Source organism: Prauserella oleivorans, assembly GCF_042685745.1.
GTDB classification, from domain to species: Bacteria; Actinomycetota; Actinomycetes; order Mycobacteriales; family Pseudonocardiaceae; genus Prauserella_A; species Prauserella_A oleivorans.
Map to the genome: position 1 here is coordinate 786,589 of NZ_JBHUNT010000001.1, position 16,321 is coordinate 802,909.

The 16,321-nt window shown below is 69.5% G+C and carries 18 protein-coding genes; 2 read left to right on the forward strand and 16 right to left on the reverse strand.

Going from position 1 to position 16,321, the window contains the following annotated elements:
- Window positions 1–141: 141 nt before the first annotated feature.
- The gene (locus tag ACFSZT_RS03875; protein WP_377395568.1) at window positions 142–3,108 is read left to right on the forward strand and encodes a beta strand repeat-containing protein; all 2,967 of its coding nucleotides are present in this window, start codon (window positions 142–144) and stop codon (window positions 3,106–3,108) included.
- A gap of 68 nt (window positions 3,109–3,176) precedes the next feature.
- On the opposite strand, the gene ACFSZT_RS03880 is transcribed toward ACFSZT_RS03875, so the two are convergent.
- The gene (locus tag ACFSZT_RS03880) at window positions 3,177–3,965 is read right to left on the reverse strand and encodes a dioxygenase family protein (RefSeq protein ID WP_377395571.1); all 789 of its coding nucleotides are present in this window, start codon (window positions 3,963–3,965) and stop codon (window positions 3,177–3,179) included.
- A 191-nt stretch (window positions 3,966–4,156) separates the two neighbouring features.
- Here ACFSZT_RS03880 and ACFSZT_RS03885 point away from each other — a divergent pair, with 191 nt between their 5' ends.
- Window positions 4,157–4,525, forward strand: coding sequence for a hypothetical protein (locus ACFSZT_RS03885; RefSeq protein ID WP_377395574.1), 369 nt, complete (start codon window positions 4,157–4,159; stop codon window positions 4,523–4,525).
- 3 nt (window positions 4,526–4,528) lie between these two features.
- On the opposite strand, the gene dnaB is transcribed toward ACFSZT_RS03885, so the two are convergent.
- The 15 genes from dnaB to ACFSZT_RS03960 all read right to left on the reverse strand — a co-directional run bounded on the left by dnaB (window position 4,529) and on the right by ACFSZT_RS03960 (window position 16,255).
- Window positions 4,529–5,911 (reverse strand): replicative DNA helicase, encoded by a 1,383-nt coding sequence (gene dnaB / locus ACFSZT_RS03890; protein WP_377395577.1) that lies wholly within the window; start codon window positions 5,909–5,911, stop codon window positions 4,529–4,531.
- A 500-nt stretch (window positions 5,912–6,411) separates the two neighbouring features.
- Entirely contained in the window at window positions 6,412–7,206 is a 795-nt protein-coding gene (locus ACFSZT_RS03895; RefSeq protein WP_377395580.1) for an ESX secretion-associated protein EspG, read from the reverse strand.
- Window positions 7,207–7,324: 118 nt separating this feature from the next.
- On the reverse strand, window positions 7,325–8,740 hold the full coding sequence (locus tag ACFSZT_RS03900; RefSeq protein ID WP_377395583.1) for a hypothetical protein: 1,416 nt from the start codon (window positions 8,738–8,740) through the stop codon (window positions 7,325–7,327).
- A gap of 65 nt (window positions 8,741–8,805) precedes the next feature.
- Window positions 8,806–9,444, reverse strand: coding sequence for a DUF3558 domain-containing protein (locus ACFSZT_RS03905; protein ID WP_377395586.1), 639 nt, complete (start codon window positions 9,442–9,444; stop codon window positions 8,806–8,808).
- On the reverse strand, window positions 9,444–9,878 hold the full coding sequence (locus ACFSZT_RS03910; RefSeq protein WP_377478160.1) for a hypothetical protein: 435 nt from the start codon (window positions 9,876–9,878) through the stop codon (window positions 9,444–9,446). Before ACFSZT_RS03910 ends, ACFSZT_RS03905 begins: the two co-directional genes overlap by 1 nt.
- 85 nt (window positions 9,879–9,963) lie before the next feature.
- Window positions 9,964–10,497 carry a DUF3558 family protein gene (locus ACFSZT_RS03915; protein WP_377395593.1) on the reverse strand — a complete coding sequence of 178 codons (534 nt, stop codon included), beginning with the start codon at window positions 10,495–10,497 and terminating at the stop codon, window positions 9,964–9,966.
- A gap of 1 nt (window position 10,498) precedes the next feature.
- Window positions 10,499–11,137, reverse strand: a complete 639-nt coding sequence (locus tag ACFSZT_RS03920) for a DUF3558 domain-containing protein (protein ID WP_377395596.1) — start codon at window positions 11,135–11,137, stop codon at window positions 10,499–10,501.
- Entirely contained in the window at window positions 11,134–11,571 is a 438-nt protein-coding gene (locus tag ACFSZT_RS03925; protein WP_377478162.1) for a hypothetical protein, read from the reverse strand. Before ACFSZT_RS03925 ends, ACFSZT_RS03920 begins: the two co-directional genes overlap by 4 nt.
- Window positions 11,572–11,773: 202 nt before the next feature.
- The gene (gene rplI, locus ACFSZT_RS03930; RefSeq protein WP_377395602.1) at window positions 11,774–12,229 is read right to left on the reverse strand and encodes a 50S ribosomal protein L9; all 456 of its coding nucleotides are present in this window, start codon (window positions 12,227–12,229) and stop codon (window positions 11,774–11,776) included.
- Between the two features lie 14 nt (window positions 12,230–12,243).
- Entirely contained in the window at window positions 12,244–12,492 is a 249-nt protein-coding gene (rpsR, locus tag ACFSZT_RS03935; protein ID WP_377395605.1) for a 30S ribosomal protein S18, read from the reverse strand.
- Between the two features lie 35 nt (window positions 12,493–12,527).
- Window positions 12,528–13,007, reverse strand: coding sequence for a single-stranded DNA-binding protein (locus tag ACFSZT_RS03940; RefSeq protein WP_377395608.1), 480 nt, complete (start codon window positions 13,005–13,007; stop codon window positions 12,528–12,530).
- Between the two features lie 10 nt (window positions 13,008–13,017).
- A complete protein-coding gene (gene rpsF / locus ACFSZT_RS03945; RefSeq protein ID WP_377395611.1) occupies window positions 13,018–13,350 on the reverse strand; it encodes a 30S ribosomal protein S6 in 333 nt (110 codons plus the stop codon).
- Window positions 13,351–13,451: 101 nt separating this feature from the next.
- Complete coding sequence (locus tag ACFSZT_RS03950) at window positions 13,452–14,384, reverse strand: hypothetical protein (protein ID WP_377395614.1); 933 nt, start codon at window positions 14,382–14,384, stop codon at window positions 13,452–13,454.
- An 86-nt stretch (window positions 14,385–14,470) separates the two neighbouring features.
- Window positions 14,471–15,349 carry a hypothetical protein gene (locus ACFSZT_RS03955; RefSeq protein ID WP_377395617.1) on the reverse strand — a complete coding sequence of 293 codons (879 nt, stop codon included), beginning with the start codon at window positions 15,347–15,349 and terminating at the stop codon, window positions 14,471–14,473.
- 75 nt (window positions 15,350–15,424) lie between these two features.
- Complete coding sequence (locus ACFSZT_RS03960; RefSeq protein ID WP_377395620.1) at window positions 15,425–16,255, reverse strand: hypothetical protein; 831 nt, start codon at window positions 16,253–16,255, stop codon at window positions 15,425–15,427.
- Between the last annotated feature and the right edge of the window lie 66 nt (window positions 16,256–16,321).

Consider the following 16,321-nt stretch of genomic DNA (forward strand, 5'->3'; position numbering starts at 1 on the left):
ACGCGCGTCAGCTTGTGTTCCCCGCGTTTCCGCCGCGGCACGCACTTGTGTGTCCGCACCGTCCGTCACCCATCCCCCTCGCGTCGACGGAGCGCAACCCAAGACCCGCAAGGGAACCAAGGAAAAGGAGAACACCTCACTATGCAGACCTGGGCGAAGCGCGGATTGCAGACCGCGCTGGTCACCGGTGGCATGCTGATGCTGGGCACCGGCATCGCTTCTGCCGACGAGAAGGTCGACCCGGACACCCCGGCCGGTCCGCTCGACCTCACCGTCAGCATTCCCGTCGACATCGACGACAACGCGGTCGGCACCCCGCTCGGGCAGGTGAACCTGCCGGGCTACCACGGTGAGATCAGCACCAAGCCGGTCACCGATGCGCTCAACAAGGTCGCGGCCCCGGTGAGCAAGGCCGCCGCACCCGCCGCTCCGGTCGCCGAGCCGGCGAAGCAGGCCGTGAGCAAGGTGACCGAGACGGCATCGACCGTCGGCAGCGCCGCCACGAAGCAGGCGGCCGCGCAGCGGCAGGCGGAGGCTCCGAGCGTCGAGCCGACTGACGACCCGCTGATGGGCAACAAGGTGGTCGGCAACCTCGCGGTGCCGATCCAGATCACGGGCAACGCCATCGGCCTGCTCGGCCACGCCGAGGTGGACTCCGACCACGAGCAGTCCTACGCGCACAACTCGGACGTCAGCACGAGCGGCGCGGGCGGCGGTGTCGCCGGCAACGTGGTGGCGCTGGACTGGGCGCTGCCCGTGCAGATCTCGGGCAACGCGGGCAGCCTGCTCGGTAGCGCCAAGACGTCCGGTAGCGCGTCGCAGGAAGCGGCGACCACGGGCGACATCGACACCGACGGCACGAACGGCGCCCTGGCGGGCAACGTCGTCTCGCCGCAGCTGGCCACCCCGGTGCAGGTGTCGGGCAACGCGCTCGCCTGGTTCCTCGGCCACTCGGAGACCGACTTCGACGCCGAGAGCGAAGCCGAGACTGGCGGCTACATCGCCACCGACGGCGACAAGGGTGCCGCGGCGGGCAACGTCGTGGGTGCTCCGATCGCCCTGCCGGTGCGCGTGGCCAACGACGCCGTCACCTGGGGCGGCGACGCCGACGCCGCCGGCTCCTCGGAGGTCGAGGCGCACGCGGGCGACACCAAGCCCGGCCTGCACGACATCCCGAGCTACATCCAGACCAGCGGTAACGACGGCTTCCTCGCCGGCAACATCGCGCAGCCGCAGGGTGCGCTGCTGGCGTCGGTCACCGGCACCGCGGCCGCGTGGATCGGCAACGCCGTCACCGGTGACGAAGCGGGCCGCGCCTCCGCCGGCACCAGCTCCGAGGCCGAGATGACCGCGGGCGGTGCCTCCAACTCCTCCGGCACCCAGGCCGCCGGGTCGGGCAACGTGGTCGACCTGCCGGTCGCGCTGCCGGTCGAGGTGTTCGGCGTCGGTGGCACGTGGATCGGCAACGCCCACGCGAAGGGGCACGAGAACAGCACCAGCGCGGTCGCCGGTGCGGACACGCTGACCAACGGCGACGGCTCCGTGCTGTCGGCCAACACGGTGGGCGGCCAGATCGCCTCGACCGTCGAGGCCTTCGGCATCGGCGGCAGCTGGATCGGCAACGCCTCCGGCCAGGCGACCGAGGAGAAGGTCGTCGACGCCGGTGGCTACAACGGCACCCGCGGCAACGAGTCGGCCGGCTCCGGCAACATCGTCCAGGTTCCGCTGGCCCTGCCCGCCGAGGTGTTCGGCGTCGGCGGCAGCTGGATCGGCCAGGGCATCGGCGCGGCCGAGGAGACGAAGGTCGTCAAGGCCGGTGGCGGCGGCAACACCGAGGACGACTACGGCTTCGCGGCCGCCAACCTCGTGTCCGTCCCGGTGTCGCTGCCCGCGCAGGTGTTCGGCGTCGGAGGCACGTGGATCGGCAACGGCTTCGGCACGGCCGTCACGGACACGACATCCGAGGCGGGCGGCAAGGTCAACGCCAACGGCAAGAAGGGCACCGGGGCCGGCAACATCGGCTTCGTTCCGGTGTCGCTGCCGGTGCAGGTGCACGGCATCGGCGGCAGCTGGATCGGCAACGGCGGTGGCGCGAGCGACAATCTCACCGACTCGGTGGCGGGCGGCGACGCCACGGCCACCGGTGAGGGCGGTTCGATCGCCGGCAACATCATCCAGGTGCCCGCAGGCGCCGCGGCGACCGTGTTCGGCATCGGCGGCAGCTGGGTCGGCACGGGCACCGGCGCCTCGGCGAACGACGTCGTGTCCGAGGCCGGTGGCGACAGCACGACCATCGGTGACGGCGGCTCCATCGCGGGCAACGTCATCAGCGCCCAGGCACTGCCGATCGCCCAGGTCTTCGGCTCGGCGGCCAGCCTGACCGCCGTCTCGAACGGCGCGGGCGACAACACCACGGACGTCGTCTCGGGTGGCGACATCGAGACCTCCGGTGTGGAGGGCGCGCTGTCCGGCGACATCCTCGACGTGCCGGTGGGCGCGGTCGCGCAGGTGTTCGGCGTGGCAGCCTCGGTCGGCGGCGTCGCGCACGCGGTGGCCGACAACGCCACGACTGGCGAGGTCGGTGGCGAGACCACCACGGAGGGCACGACCGACGCGCTGTCCGGCCTCGACGGGCAGCTCCCGCTCGGCGCGCTCGTGCAGGTCTACGACATCCCGCTCGGCCTGATCGCCGTGGTGTCGTCGATGACCTCGAACGAGACCGACCTCTCGGTTGCCGGTGAGGAGCCGCTGATCAACTTGCCGATCACCGGCTCGGAGCTCCCCGCGACGGCACTGCCGTCGCTGCCCGCGCGGTCGGACCTGCCGGTCGAGCTGCCCACCCCGGCCGACCTGCCGCTGCCGACCGACGCGCTGAATGTCTCCGACGTGCCGAGCCTGGGCGACCTGCCGCTCGACGCGCCGCAGGTGAACACGCTGCCGGTGGAGCTTCCGGCCCAGCGGGCCGACCTGCCGCAGGTTCCGGGGCTGCCCCAGGTGCCGGCGCTGCCGGAGCTTGGGTCCCTGACCCCGCAGGCCGACCTGCCCGCACTGGACGGCGTCATCCAGGGCGTGCTCGACGGCGTTGAGGTCAACGGCCTCGACGTCTGAGCAACCCGCTGAAAAGCAACCGGGCCCCGGAGACGACGACGCCTCCGGGGCCCGGTTTTCGTTTGTCGTCAGTCCAGTTGCACGGACCGCTTGGCCAGGCCGTACCAGTAGCCGTCGATCACCGTGCGCGGAGTGGACGCGGTGTCGCCGGCGCCGAGCGAGACGAACAGCGGGGCGAAGTGCTCGATGCGCGGATGCGCGAGCCGCGCTGCGGGCGCCTTGTGCTGGAAGTCGAGGAGCGCGTCGACGTCACCCGACTTCAGCACGTCCTCGCCCCAGCGGTCGAATTCCTCCGACCAGGACGGCGGGGCGCCGTGCACGCCGTCGACCTGCTGCATGGCGCTCAGGTTGTGAGTGAAGAAGCCGCTGCCGATGATGAGCACGCCCTGGTCGCGCAGCGGGGCGAGCTTGCGGCCGAAGTCGTAGAGCTCCTGCGGGTCGAGCGAGGGCATCGAGATCTGCAGCACCGGGACGTCGGCCTCCGGGTACATCTCCACGAGTGGGACGTACGCGCCGTGGTCGAGGCCGCGAGCGGGTGCTTCGTGCAGCGGTGTGCGGTTGCTGCGCAGCAGCTTGCGGACGTCCTCGGCAAGCTCGGGCGCGCCCGGCGCGCGGTACTGGACCCGGTAGTACTTCTCGGGAAAACCCCAGAAGTCGTAGACCAGCGGCACGGTTTCGGTCGCGCCGATCGTCAGCGGGGCCTCTTCCCAGTGCGCGGACACCACCAGGATGGACGTCGGCTTCGGCAGCGTGGCCGACCAGTCGGCCAGCTGGCGCGTCCAGGTCGCGTCGTCAGCCAGGGGCGGGGCGCCGTGGCTGAGGTACAGGACCGGCATCCGGTCGGTGGGGGCGGTCATCGTCTGGCTCCAAGGTTGAATGTTCAACTACGAGTGTACGACGCCAGGAGCCTGCGCGCTATTCCTCGTTTGCGTGCTCCAGATTGGCCGCCATCCGCGGGCGAGGTTGCTGACGCGGTTCGTCCGCGGCTACCGCGCGGCTGGACTGAAAAGCCCGCGAGTCACAACGCGTTCGGTGCCTACCATGGGACATGGTTGGGAACATCCTGATCTACCTCGTCGCCGTGGCGCTGCCGAGCGTGGTGTTCTCCCTGGTACTCGCGATTCCGCGACTTGTCGACAAGTACGCCCGCCGCCGCGAGCCTCCGCCGCCCGTTCCCCCGGTCGAACGGCTCGCCGCCGACCTGCGGCGTGTGCACCGTTCGCTCGTGGCCCTCGCTCCCGACGCTCCGGTCGTCCGCCGCCGCGCGACCATCGAGGCCTACGACACGTTGCTCGCTCAGGCGTGCCAGGCCGTGCGGGTGCCGCACCAGCTCGACACCGTCGACGGCATCGAGCGTGAGATTGAACGGCTCCGCGTCGAGGAGGCTCTCCGCGGAGCCGGGCTGGCGATTCGCTGAGTCCTACTCGTGCGCGAGATCCGCGAACCGGCTGTAGTGCAGCTGGTGCGCGACGCTGATCGTGCTCGTCGGCCCGGCACGGTGCTTGGCGAGAATCAGGTCGGCCTCGCCCGCACGCGGGTCGTCGCGTTCCCACGCGTCCGGGCGGTGGATCAACAGCACGATGTCGGCGTCCTGCTCCAGCGAACCGGATTCACGCAGGTCGGCGAGCATCGGCCGCTTGTCGGTGCGCTGTTCGGGGCCACGGTTCAGCTGGCTGATCGCGACCACCGGCACCTCGAGCTCCTTGGCGAGCAGCTTCAGCTGGCGGGAGAACTCCGAGACCTCCTGCTGGCGCGACTCGACGCGTTTGCCGGACGTCATCAGCTGCATGTAGTCGACGACGATCAGCTTGAGGTCGTTGCGCTGTTTGAGTCGCCGGGCCTTCGCGCGGATCTCCATCATGGTCAGGTTCGGCGAGTCGTCGACGAACAGCGGCGCCTCGCTGATCTCGCTCATCCGCCTGGCGAGCCGGGTCCAGTCGTCGTCGGACATCCGGCCACCACGCATGTCGGCGAGGCGGATGCGGGCCTCGGCGGAGAGCATGCGCATGACGATCTCGGTGCGGCTCATCTCCAGCGAGAAGATGACGCTGGTCATGCCGTGGCGGATCGAGCACGACCGCGCGAAATCCAGCCCCAGTGTCGACTTGCCGACACCGGGTCGTGCCGCGACGATGATCATCTGGCCGGGGTGCAGGCCGTTGGTGACCTCGTCGAGGTCGGTGAAGCCCGTCGGGATGCCCTGTGCCGTGCCACCGCGCGAGGCGATGGCGTCGATCTCGTCCATCGTCGGCTGGAGCAGCTCCTCCAGCGCGACGTAGTCCTCGCTGGTGCGGCGCTCGGTGACCTCGTAGATCGCGGCCTGGGCGCGGTCGACCACCTCGTTGACGTCGCCGCCGTCGGTCCCGTCGGCACCGTAGCCGTACTGCACGATGCGCGTGCCCGCCTCGACCAGCCGGCGCAGGATGGCCTTCTCGGCCACGATCTGCGCGTAGTACCCGGCGTTGGCAGCGGTGGGCACGGTCGCGATCAGCGTGTGCAGGTACGGCGCTCCGCCGACCCGGTTCAGCTCGCCGCGGCGCTCCAGTTCGGCGGAGACGGTGATCGGGTCCGCCGGCTCGCCCCGCCCGTAGAGGTCGAGGATGCAGTCGTAGACCGCCTGGTGGGCGGGCCGGTAGAAGTCGCCGGGACGCAGCACTTCCACCACGTCGGCGATCGCGTCCTTCGACAGCAGCATGCCGCCGAGCACGGATTGCTCCGCCGGGACGTCCTGTGGCGGCTGACGATCGAACCCGCCGTGCTCTCCAGGGGCAATTGCGGGTCTGCGGTCGTCGGTGAGCGCCACCGGTGCAGGCACCTCCCTTTGACATCAGTCGAACACGCGTTCGAATTATATCGCGATATCGCCGCGGATTCCCGTACCTCACCGGGTTCCGCGTTTCGTGCGCGCCGGAGCACGCTAGATCGCTCGGACGGAGCAGCGCAATTCGCCTTGGGGACCGTCCTGTGCACTACCTGTGGATGGATCGGCACAACGAATCACAGGGTCAGCGAACCCTGTGTACAACTTGGGGATATCGACCTTTCGTATCACGAAACATGCAGGTCAGACCCTGTGTGCAAGCTGTGGATAACTTTGTCGGTGTGACCTTCGGCGTGTCGCGCGAAACTCGTCGTTCGGCGTGTCGCGAACATGATCTATCACCAGGCGCGCGCGGGGTTGTGGATCATTGGTGCTGAGCGTGGAGTGGCCACCAGTTGGGCTGATCGAGTGGCCCATGATCACGCGATCGGCAGCTTGTGCTGCGGGCCGGTAACCAGGCCGAATGCCGGTCGCCGGAAACGTCAGACCGTGACCAGCCGACCTTGAGCGTGGCGCAGCCGGTCACCGAGCAGCCGCGGGGTGGCGGGTGTGCACACGTACTGCGTCTCGCCGACGCCGGGCACTTCTTCAGTGAGCCAACGGCCTTCGACGGTGTCGATGTAGGTGACCGGCTTCTCGATGCGCTGGCGCGTGCCGCCGCGTGTGCGGACGGCCACGTACAAGCTCCCGCCGCCGACCCGTTCCAGGCCCAGGATGCGGGAGAACTCGGCGGCGGCGCGTTCGCCCGCGTCGGGCGTGTTGGTGCGCATGAGCTGGAAGTCGTCGCCGTACGTGTCGCGCTTGCCCCCGGTGACCGCGCTCTTGGGAACCACCACCTGCTGGCCGCGCGCCGGTCCGTACCACGGCAGCTGTGCGAGGAAGTTGTCCAAAAGCTCGTGCGTGTGCACGTTGGCGAGGACGACGAACCCGCGGTCGATGTTGCGGACCACGACGAACGCCTCGCCCCCGGCGCCGGTGCCGGCCAGGATCGTCAGGTTCAGCGTCTCGCCTTCGTGGGGTCCGCCCACCCAGCCGTAGTACTCGAGCTGGGGGTGCGCGATCGCGTTGGCGGTCGCCAGCAGGCCCGGGTGAATGCCCCGGGGCCCGGCCAGCCCGAGCGACGCGAGCTCCTGCTCGGCCTGGTGGTCGAGCTTCTTCTGCGCCTCCGCGCTGTACCAGGTGGCACCCTTGTTGAGAGTGCTGTGTGGTTCGGTGCCGCATCGGCGCACCAGGTTGACCAGCGTGCTGGTCCGGAGTATCACCTGCTGGTCGAGCACCGCGTGCTCCTCATCGTTGTGTCATGACGTGCCGGGCGACCGGGCCGCTGCCGAGATGTTGCCCGGAAGCGGCCGGTCGCCCGCGTTCGTCGTGGAAGGTGGGTTGCGGCGGTGGGGATTACTCGCCGATGACCGGCGGGGCGGTCTTCTCGTCGGTGCCGAAGAGCGTGTTGCCGTCCTCGTCGATCAGGAACTTGCGCTGGTGCTCCTCGTCGTCGCTGCCCTGGCCGCGGCCCGCGCCTGCGCCCATCGGCATCATGCCCGCGCCACGACCGGCGGCACTGCCCGCGGCCGCCGCCGCACCTGGGCGAGCGCCCGCGGCTCCGGCCGCGCCCGCACCCGAGTTGGCACCGGGTGTGGCGGCCCCGGACGCAGCGCCCGGCCCGGCCGTACCGGCGCCGGCTCCCGAGGCGCCACCGGGTCCGAAACCGCCGACGGCTCCGATACCGCTGACGCTGCCCGAGCCCGATCCGCCACCGGAACTGCCGGGTCCGAACCCGCCCGTGCTGAACCCGCCCGCGCCCGGCCCGTAATTGCCGCTCTGGAAGTCGGGCCGGGAGTAGGACGGCGGCGTGTAGCTGGACGCGGAGGTGCTGTCGTCCCATTCCGGGGCCGTGTAGCCGCCACCGCCGGGGTAGCTGCCGCCCGGATAGGTGCCCCCGGGGTAGTTCCCGCCAGGCGTACCGCCCGGATAGTTCCCACCGGGGTAGCTGCCGCCCGGGGTGTTACCGCCCGGGTAACTACCGCCGGGCGTACCGCCACCGGGAATGCCGCCGGACCCGCCGGGGTAGCCCCCGGAACCGCCGGGGTAGCTGCCGCCCGGCACGCCGCCACCCGGCGTGCCGCCCGTGCCGGAGCCGGTGCCGTCGCCGGGCTGGGGGATGGTGATGCGTCCGGTTCCGCCGTCGTCACCGCCCCCGTTCTCGTCGAGCTTGATGTCGCCGAACTCGCCGGAAACGCTGGTGTACCGCGGCATCCGCGACGCGTTGGCCGCGCTCTCGCCGAAGTAGACGTCGAACGCGCGGACGTTCTTCTCGGCCTTCGCGTTGTAGTCCGCGATGGCCCGGTCGGTGTCGGTCTCGAGAGGGTTGATGTCGTTCCAGAAGCCGCTCTCCGGCGGCTCCTGCGGCAGCGGTTCCACCTCGCGGTAGACGCGGTCGAAGGCCTGGTATTGGCCATCGAGCGCGGTGCCGCTGATGCCGAGGTTGGTGTTCGAGTCCTCCATCCAGATCTTCAGCGGATGGGCGCCCGACCGCGCACTCGCGCCGCCCTCACCAGTCCAGGCGGCGTCCATCTTCTGGTTCAGCTGCTCGATCTGGGCGATGCGCTGCTCGTAGCGGCTCTGCAGCGTCTGGGTCGAGGACTGTCCCTCGATCAAGGAATCGGCGCCAGGTCCGCTGGTGATCTGCTGGTAGATCTGGAACGCGTCGATCTGCCGGTCGCCGTGCGAGCTGGACTGATTCTCGGCCTCGTCCTGAGTGAACCATGCCCCAGCGGCAACACCGCCGGCTGCAGCCAACAGTGGTAGCACCATTTTTCCTCAGCTCCCCAATGTTCAACGTCTGTTCGACGTGCCACCCACCGGCAGGGTTCCGCTACTCATCGGGCCCCGCCCTTCAAGTTCTCGATCATGGTCTGGGTCGACAGTTCGGCGACCTCACACCCGCGCGGGTAGTCCGCGTTCAGCGAGCTGAGTTGAACCATTGTCGAAACAACGAACTGATCCGTGAGACCCACGTGCAACTGGCAGGTGCCTTCCGAACGGCCATCGCTGTTGCTTGCGTAGGCAGCTGGGTAGCCGGCGATTTCGGTCGGCTCGAAGTAGGCCAGGGCGTCCTTGCGTGCGTATACGTCGCCGATTCCGTTGGTGAACTCCGGTGTCAGGATGACGCTGACCTGGCTACCGGAGTCCTCCTTGTACTCGTACTCGCACACCGGTGCGCCCGAGTTCGTCGACTCACGCTTGCCAGGTTGCAGGTTGAGTTGCTGGACCTGCTGGCTTGACAGCGCTGCACAAGGATCCTGTTCGAGGCTGGACACGTCGAGCGGCTCGGCCACGCTCGGTGTGTCGCTGCCTGGGGCAGCGCTGCTGCTGGGTGCAGCAGCAGAACTTGAGGCTTGGGTGCTCGGCTGGCCGACGGGGGTGGGCGTGCCGCCCTCGGAATCGGAACAGCCGGACAGCAGTGCGATGGCGATAAGCGTCGTGCTCAGCCCGCCAACGGCACGGCGAGCGACCATCAGAGCATTCCCCCGAACTTCTTGATCTCGTCGCGGGCATGCTCGTTCTGCGCCTCGGTGCCTGCCTTGGCTTCCTTGAGCTTCGCGATGTACATCTCGACATACTGCTTCATCCGCCGAGTCTGCTGAACGAGTGCTTCACCGGAAGGGTTTGCTGCCTGTTGGAAGTCACCGCTCGCGAACTCCCTGCCTGGCGCCTGCACGTTGGCCACATTCTCGGCTTCCCGCTCGTCGTCCTCCAGGCCTTCACGTAGGTCTTCCCACTGCCTGATGACCTCGTCGATCTCCTCGGGCGTGAAGGTGTATCCCCCGCCGCCACCCGCGCCGCCACCGGCGCTGCGGCCCACGGCTGCCATGGCCTTGCCGGCGGTCTTCACCATCGAGATCGCTGGGATGCCCGGTATCTCCGGAAGCCGGTCAATAGGGCTCAACATCAGTTCCGATCCCCTTCGTCAACCCCCGCGCCCGCGGCACCCCAAGCCACGGCAGTCACTCCGGGCAGCAAGTTTTCCGTCCTTCTCAGGTAGGCGTCAAGCGCACCGAAAGTGAGACGAAAGTACCGGCCCGATGGTTTCGTTCGGCCGGTTCGAACAAGGCGAGGTTCGCCTTGCGGGCATAGATATCAGACAGGCCGGTCTTGAACGCGGGAACTTGGACAAAGCTCACCTGGCTACCGGATCCATCGGTGTACGTGTATTCGCAGGCTGGTGCGCCGTCGACCGGCTCGACCTTTCCTGGCTGCAGGTCTCGCTTGCTCACCTGCGCTTGGGACAGCACTGCGCAGGGGTCGTGCTCAAGCGTGGCCACGTCGAGCGGCTCCGCTACGCGTGGCGCGTCACTGCTGTGGTCTGTGCTGCTGCTCGGTGTGGAAACGTTCGATGCCGGCGAATCCGTGAGGGGCTTACCGGCCGCGCTCGGCGTCCCCGACTGGGAATCCGAGCAGCCGGCCAACAACGCTGCGGCGATCAGTGTCGTGCTCAGTAAGCTTCTCGCTGCGCGCGATTTCTGAGGTCTGGACCGCGTGGCGCCCGTGGGCGCCGTCCGGTCAGTCACCTCAGGCCCCGCCCTTCAAGTTCTCGATCACCGTTTCCGCTGTCTTCTCGGCTACTGCGCAGCCCTGCGGGTAGTCACTTGTCGAAGGTCGGAGGTCGGCGTAGAAGGTGAGGACTTCGGTGTCGCTCATGCCGACCAGTAGCTGGCAGACACCTTCAGACCGCGAATCCACCCGGTCCGCATAAACCGCTGGATAGCCCGACACCGTGGTTGGTTCGAAGACGCCGAGAGCCTCTTTGCGGGCGTACACGTCGGCGAGGCCATTGCTGAACGGCTCCTCGTACTGGACGTTCACAATGCTGCCGGAGTCGTCGTCGTACTCGTACTTGCAGTATGGCCCTTGCTGAATGCTGTCCCGGACACCCGGCAGGAGGTTGAGCCCGGCTGCGATGGACTCTGGCAGCGCCGCGCACGGGTCCTGCTTGACGACCGAGATGTCGAGAGGCTCTGTCACACGGGGTACGTCGCTTGCCGGATCGGCGCTGCTGCTGGGAGCGGCGCTACTCGAGGCCGGCGATTCACCGGTGGACGGCTGACCGATCGGGCTCGGCGTGCCACCTTCGGAATCCGAGCAAGCGGTGAGTAGCGCAACGGCGACCAACGTCGTGCTCAGGCCACCAACGATGCGGCGTACGGTCATGCGAGCATGCCCCCGGGTTTCTGGATCTCCTCGCGAGCCTGCTCGTTCTGGGTCTCCGTGGCCCCTTTGGCGTCTTTCAAGGCCTGGATGTACTTCTCGACGTAATCAAGCATGCGTTCTGTCTGTTCCAGCAAGGCAGTGCCGGACGGTCCGGCAGCCTGTGCGAAGTCACCGCTCGCGAACTCTCGGCCGGGCGGTCGTACATCGGCTACTTTCCGGGCCTCGAACCGATCTTCCATAAGGCCATCACGTAGATCTTCCCACTGCCTGATGACCTCGTCGATCTCCTCGGGCGTGAAGGTGTATCCCCCGCCGCCACCCGCGCCGCCACCGGCGCTGCGGCCCACGGCTGCCATGGCCTTGCCGGCGGTCTTCACCATCGAGATCGCTGGGATGCCCGGTATCTCCGGAAGCCGGTCAATAGGGCTCAACATCAGTTCCGATCCCCTTCGTCAACCCCCGCGCCCGCGGCACCCCAAGCCACGGCACTCACTCCGGGCAGCAAGTTTTCCGTCCTTCTCAGGTAGGCGTCAAGCGCACCGAAAGTGAGACGAAAGTACCGGCCCGATGGTTTCAACCAGACACGAAAACGGCGGGGCCTCTCGGTGAAGAGAGACCCCGCCGTAATCCGTTCACTTACTTGGCCGTGACCTCGAGTCGGACGTCCGCCCGCACGTCGGGGTGCAGGCGAGCCGTGACCGTGTGCTTGCCGACCGTCTTGATGTGCTCGTTGAGCTGGATGGTCCGCTTGTCGAGCAGCGGGCCGCCGGCCGCCTTGATGGCACCGACGATGTCGGCCGCCGTCACCGAACCGAACAGCTTCTTCGAGCCCTCGGCGGCCTTCGCGGCGAGCTGGATGTCACCGAGGCCCTCGAGCGTCGCCTTGATCTCCTTGGCGTGGTCCAGGTCGCGGATCCGCCGGGCCTCCTGGGCACGCCGGATGGTCTGGACGTTCTTCTCCGCGCCCTTGGTGGACGGGATGGCGTAGCCACGGGGCAGCAGGTAGTTGCGCGCGTAGCCGTCCTTGACCTCGACGATGTCGCCGGGACCGCCCAGGTTCGCCACGTCGGTCGTCAGGATGATCTTCGCCATGTCTGACTCCCTTCTCAGCGAGCGGTCGAGGTGTAGGGCAGCAGCGCCATCTCGCGGGAGTTCTTGACCGCGATGGCGATGTCACGCTGGTGCTGGCTGCAGTTGCCGGTGACGCGACGGGCACGGATCTTGCCGCGGTCGGAGATGTACTTCCGCAGCAGGTTGGTGTCCTTGTAGTCGATGCGCTCCGGGTGGCCCTGCTTCTCGGCCTTGCAGAAGACGCAGACCTTCTTCTTCGGCTTACGAACGGGTGGCTTAGCCACTGTGTACTCCTGGGGAACTGATGTGTGGTTGCTTGTCAGAAGGGCGGCTCGTCGGAGAAGCCGCCGCCACCGGCCGGTGGCGCGGAACCCCACGGGTCGTCGGCGGGCGCGCTCGCGCCACCGCCGCTGAATCCGCCTGCACCGCTGCCGCGGCTCACCTTGTTGACCTTCGCGGTCGCGTAGCGCAGCGACGGCCCGATCTCGTCGACCTCGAGTTCGACGACGGTCCGCTTCTCGCCTTCCTTGGTCTCGAACGACCGCTGCTTGAGCCGGCCCTGGACGATGACCCTGGCGCCCCTGGTCAGCGTCTCCGCGACGTTCTCGGCCGCCTGCCGCCAGATGTTGCAGCGCAGGAACAGCGCCTCGCCGTCCTTCCACTCGCCGGTCTGGCGGTCGAAGGTGCGCGGCGTGGAGGCGACCGTGAAGTTCGCGACCGCCGCGCCCGACGGCGTGAAGCGAAGCTCCGGGTCAGCGGTCAGGTTGCCGACCACCGTGATGATGGTGTCTCCGGCCATGGTCGCCGCCTCAGGCCTTCGCGGCGATCTTCGCGGCGGCCTTGGCCCCGCGCGGTGCCTGCTGCCGGACCACCTTGGTGCGCAGCACGGTCTCCTGCAGCGACAGCTGGCGGTCGAGCTCCTTGACGGCGTCCGGCTCGGAGTGCAGGTCGAGGACGGCGTAGATGCCCTCGGCGTGCTTCTTGATCTCGTAGGCGAGGCGGCGCCGGCCCCAGACGTCGACCTTCTCCACACTGCCACCCGAGTTGCGGATGACGTTGAGGAAGTTCTCGAGGGTGGGGGCGACCGTGCGCTCGTCCAGCGACGGATCGAGGATGACCATTACCTCGTAATGGCGTGACACAACCACTCACCTCCTATGGGCTCAGGCGGTCACGGACGTTCCGTGACAGGAGGGTTGTCCCGGTAAGTCTAACCGGGATGGGCGACGAGATCGGGCGCGGGTCAGGAGACGCGGCGAAGCACCCAGGTCCTCACCAGCGCGGCGGTGACCCCGGCCAGCGCCACGACGGCCAGCAGCATCGGCAGCTGCACCTGGCTCGGCGTGTCCGGAGCGGCGAGCGCGTCGGCGTTGCCCGCGTTGCGCACGTCACTCGAGCCGTCGCCCGAGCCCGCCCGGTCGGCGCCGAGGATGCCGAATTCCGGCGAGCCGGGAGCGCCGGGAACCCCGCTGGACGGCGAGTACCGCATGCTCGGCGGCACGGAGATGCCCGCGGTCGGCGCGGTCGCGGCGGGGATGCCGCTGTAGTCGCGCGGCGGGGCGGTCGCCGAGCCGGAGCCCAGCGGAGCCTCGGTGCCCGGGACGGCCGTGTCGGAGCCGGGGCCGGACGTGGCCGGCGCGCCGTGGCTCGCGTTCGGTGCGGGGTCCGGCCGGTCCGCGGACGGGGTGGTCGGCGCGACGTAGTCGGTGGCCGACAGCGTGAGCCCGCAGTTGCCCGACACCTTGTTGACGATCGTCTCGAGCACACGGCGCTTGGTGTCACCGAAGACGCCGAGCGCCCAGTGCCCCTCCAGGGCCTCACCGACCTCGGCGCCGATCGTCTGCCCGCCGATCGTGCTGGTCCGCGCGTTCGGCACCGCGCCGACGGTGAGCTGCTCGCCGGCGATCTCCTTGGCGAGCTCGTTCGGCCATGTGGCCTGCAGGAGCCTGGTCTTGGCCTCCTCGGCACCCAGGCGCACGAGTTCCTGGACCGCCGAGCCCGGCACCACGACCTGCTGTCCGATGGGTGCGGCGACGGCGGCCGTGCAGGAGGGGGCGACCGCCTGGTCGGCGGCGGTGGCGGTGCCCGAGGCGAGCACGGTGATCCCGGTGGCGGCCGCCACCACGGCGGCTGTGCTGAGCGCCTTGCGCGTCATCCTGGCGAGGGCGGTGGGCATGGTGCGCACAGAAGCTTTCCCTCCGAAAATGGCCGAGCGTCAACAAAGGCAACGAGTCGTCGCGCCCATGGATACGCGCGAGCAGACTACGTGGTTGCCTTCCGGAGCACCCAGGTACGTACCAGCCCCGCGCTGACTCCGGCCAGTGCCAGGACGGCCAGCAGGGTCGACAAGGCAGGCCCCGTGGCCGAGTCATCCGCGGCCGCCGGGAGCGCGTCGGCCTCGCCGGCGTTGCGCACGCCCGGGTCACCGGACGTCGAGCGCTCGCCGTCCTCGCCGAGGAGGCCGAACTCGGGGCTGTAGCCGGGGATCTGGCCGCCGTAGCGCACGCCCGGAGAGACGTTGAACAGGCCGGGCGTCGCCGCGGGCAGGCCGGAGTACCGCTGCAGGGGCGACCACGTCGGTGTGATGCCGAGCCACGGCATGCCCTGCGGGGTGCTACCGCCCACCACGGGGCTGTTCGGGGCGGGCAGGGCTTGCGGCCTGGCGTCGGCCGGGCCGGTGCCGCCCGTCTCCGGACGCGGCTGCGCGGGTTGCCGGGGCTCGCGGGCCGCCGGTGGCTGCGCAGGTGCGGGTTCGCCGGCACGACGACCGAGGGAGCCGACGGCATCCGTCACCTGTCCGACGGTGCCGGTGGTGCCCTCCACGACGCCGTTGACGGCGCCCGCGACGGGCTCGCCGACCGCGGGGATCGGCGCCACCACCGTGTCGACGAGGTTCACCGTGACCCTGCACAGCCCGTTGAGCAGCGAACCGACGCTGTCGGTGACGATGCCGAGGTCGATGGGCAGGCCGAGCGCGGTGACGCCCTGGATGTGATCGCCGGGCGCTGCCGTCACCGTGCCGCCGCACGGCACCTGCTTGGTCTCGGCGGCGGCGACACCCGGCGTGGCGAGTGCGGCCGAGGCCGCCAGCACGACGGCGGCGGATCCGACGGCGGCGACTTTGCCGGTGTAGGTGCGCATGGCCAGGCCTCCCCGATCAGCTCTGTAGGGACAACGAACCAGGAACGGGGATGTGACGCAGGCCTGGTAGGCCGATCAGGCGGTCTTGCGGCGCAGCCAGGCCCGGCTCAACGCGGCGATGACCACGAGGAGTGTCACCACCGCGAGCACCAGCGGCACCCGGTCGTGGGGCTGCGCGGCCGGCAGGGCTTGCGCGGTGCCCGACTGGCGCGCGGCCTCCTCCGGCCGGTCGCCACCCTCCGGCAGGCCGAGCCCGGGGCCGACCGGCGCGGGCGGCGCCTGGATCCCCGCCGCGAGCGGTCCGTTCACAGCGCCGGTACCGCCGACCGGGTCGGGCGGCGTGGTGCCGCCCGCGGGCGTCGTGACCTGCGGGTCGGGGGCCGTGAGGTGCACCGGCTCGGAGTCGGTGCCGTCCTCGGGGACGTCCGGCTCGGGGGCGTCCGGAACCGGAGCGGGTTCGGGGGCGGCGCCAGGGTCGTCCGGCTCGGGCTGCTCCGGGCTCGGAGCCTCGGGTTCACCAGGCTGTTCGGGGGCCGGCAGTGCCTCCTGCACCGGCGCCACGAGGGTGTTGACCGTGCCCTGGGCGACATCGCAGACCTGGCCGAGCGGGTTCACGACGAGGTCGGCATCGCTCAGCCCGAGCGTGTCGACGACTTCCTTGACCGGCGGCCGGATCGCCGCGTCCGACTCGGTGCCGAGGCCGACGCCGACGACGCCGGGCGCGTTCCCGGCGGCGAGCAGGTCGACGGTCAGCGGCTCGCCGTCCTCGCCTTTCACCGTGCTCGCGCAGCTGCCGACGATCACCGGTTCCGCGCTCGCCACGCCGGACAGTCCCAGCGCGCACACGGTCGCCGCGATGCCCGTCGCCGCGATGCGCCTGACCTGCCGACCCACCCCAGTGCTCACGAGCCCCCACCTCACGCTACGTATGTGGTCGCAGTCAAATGCGAAGCACGTGCGAAGGTACTCGAT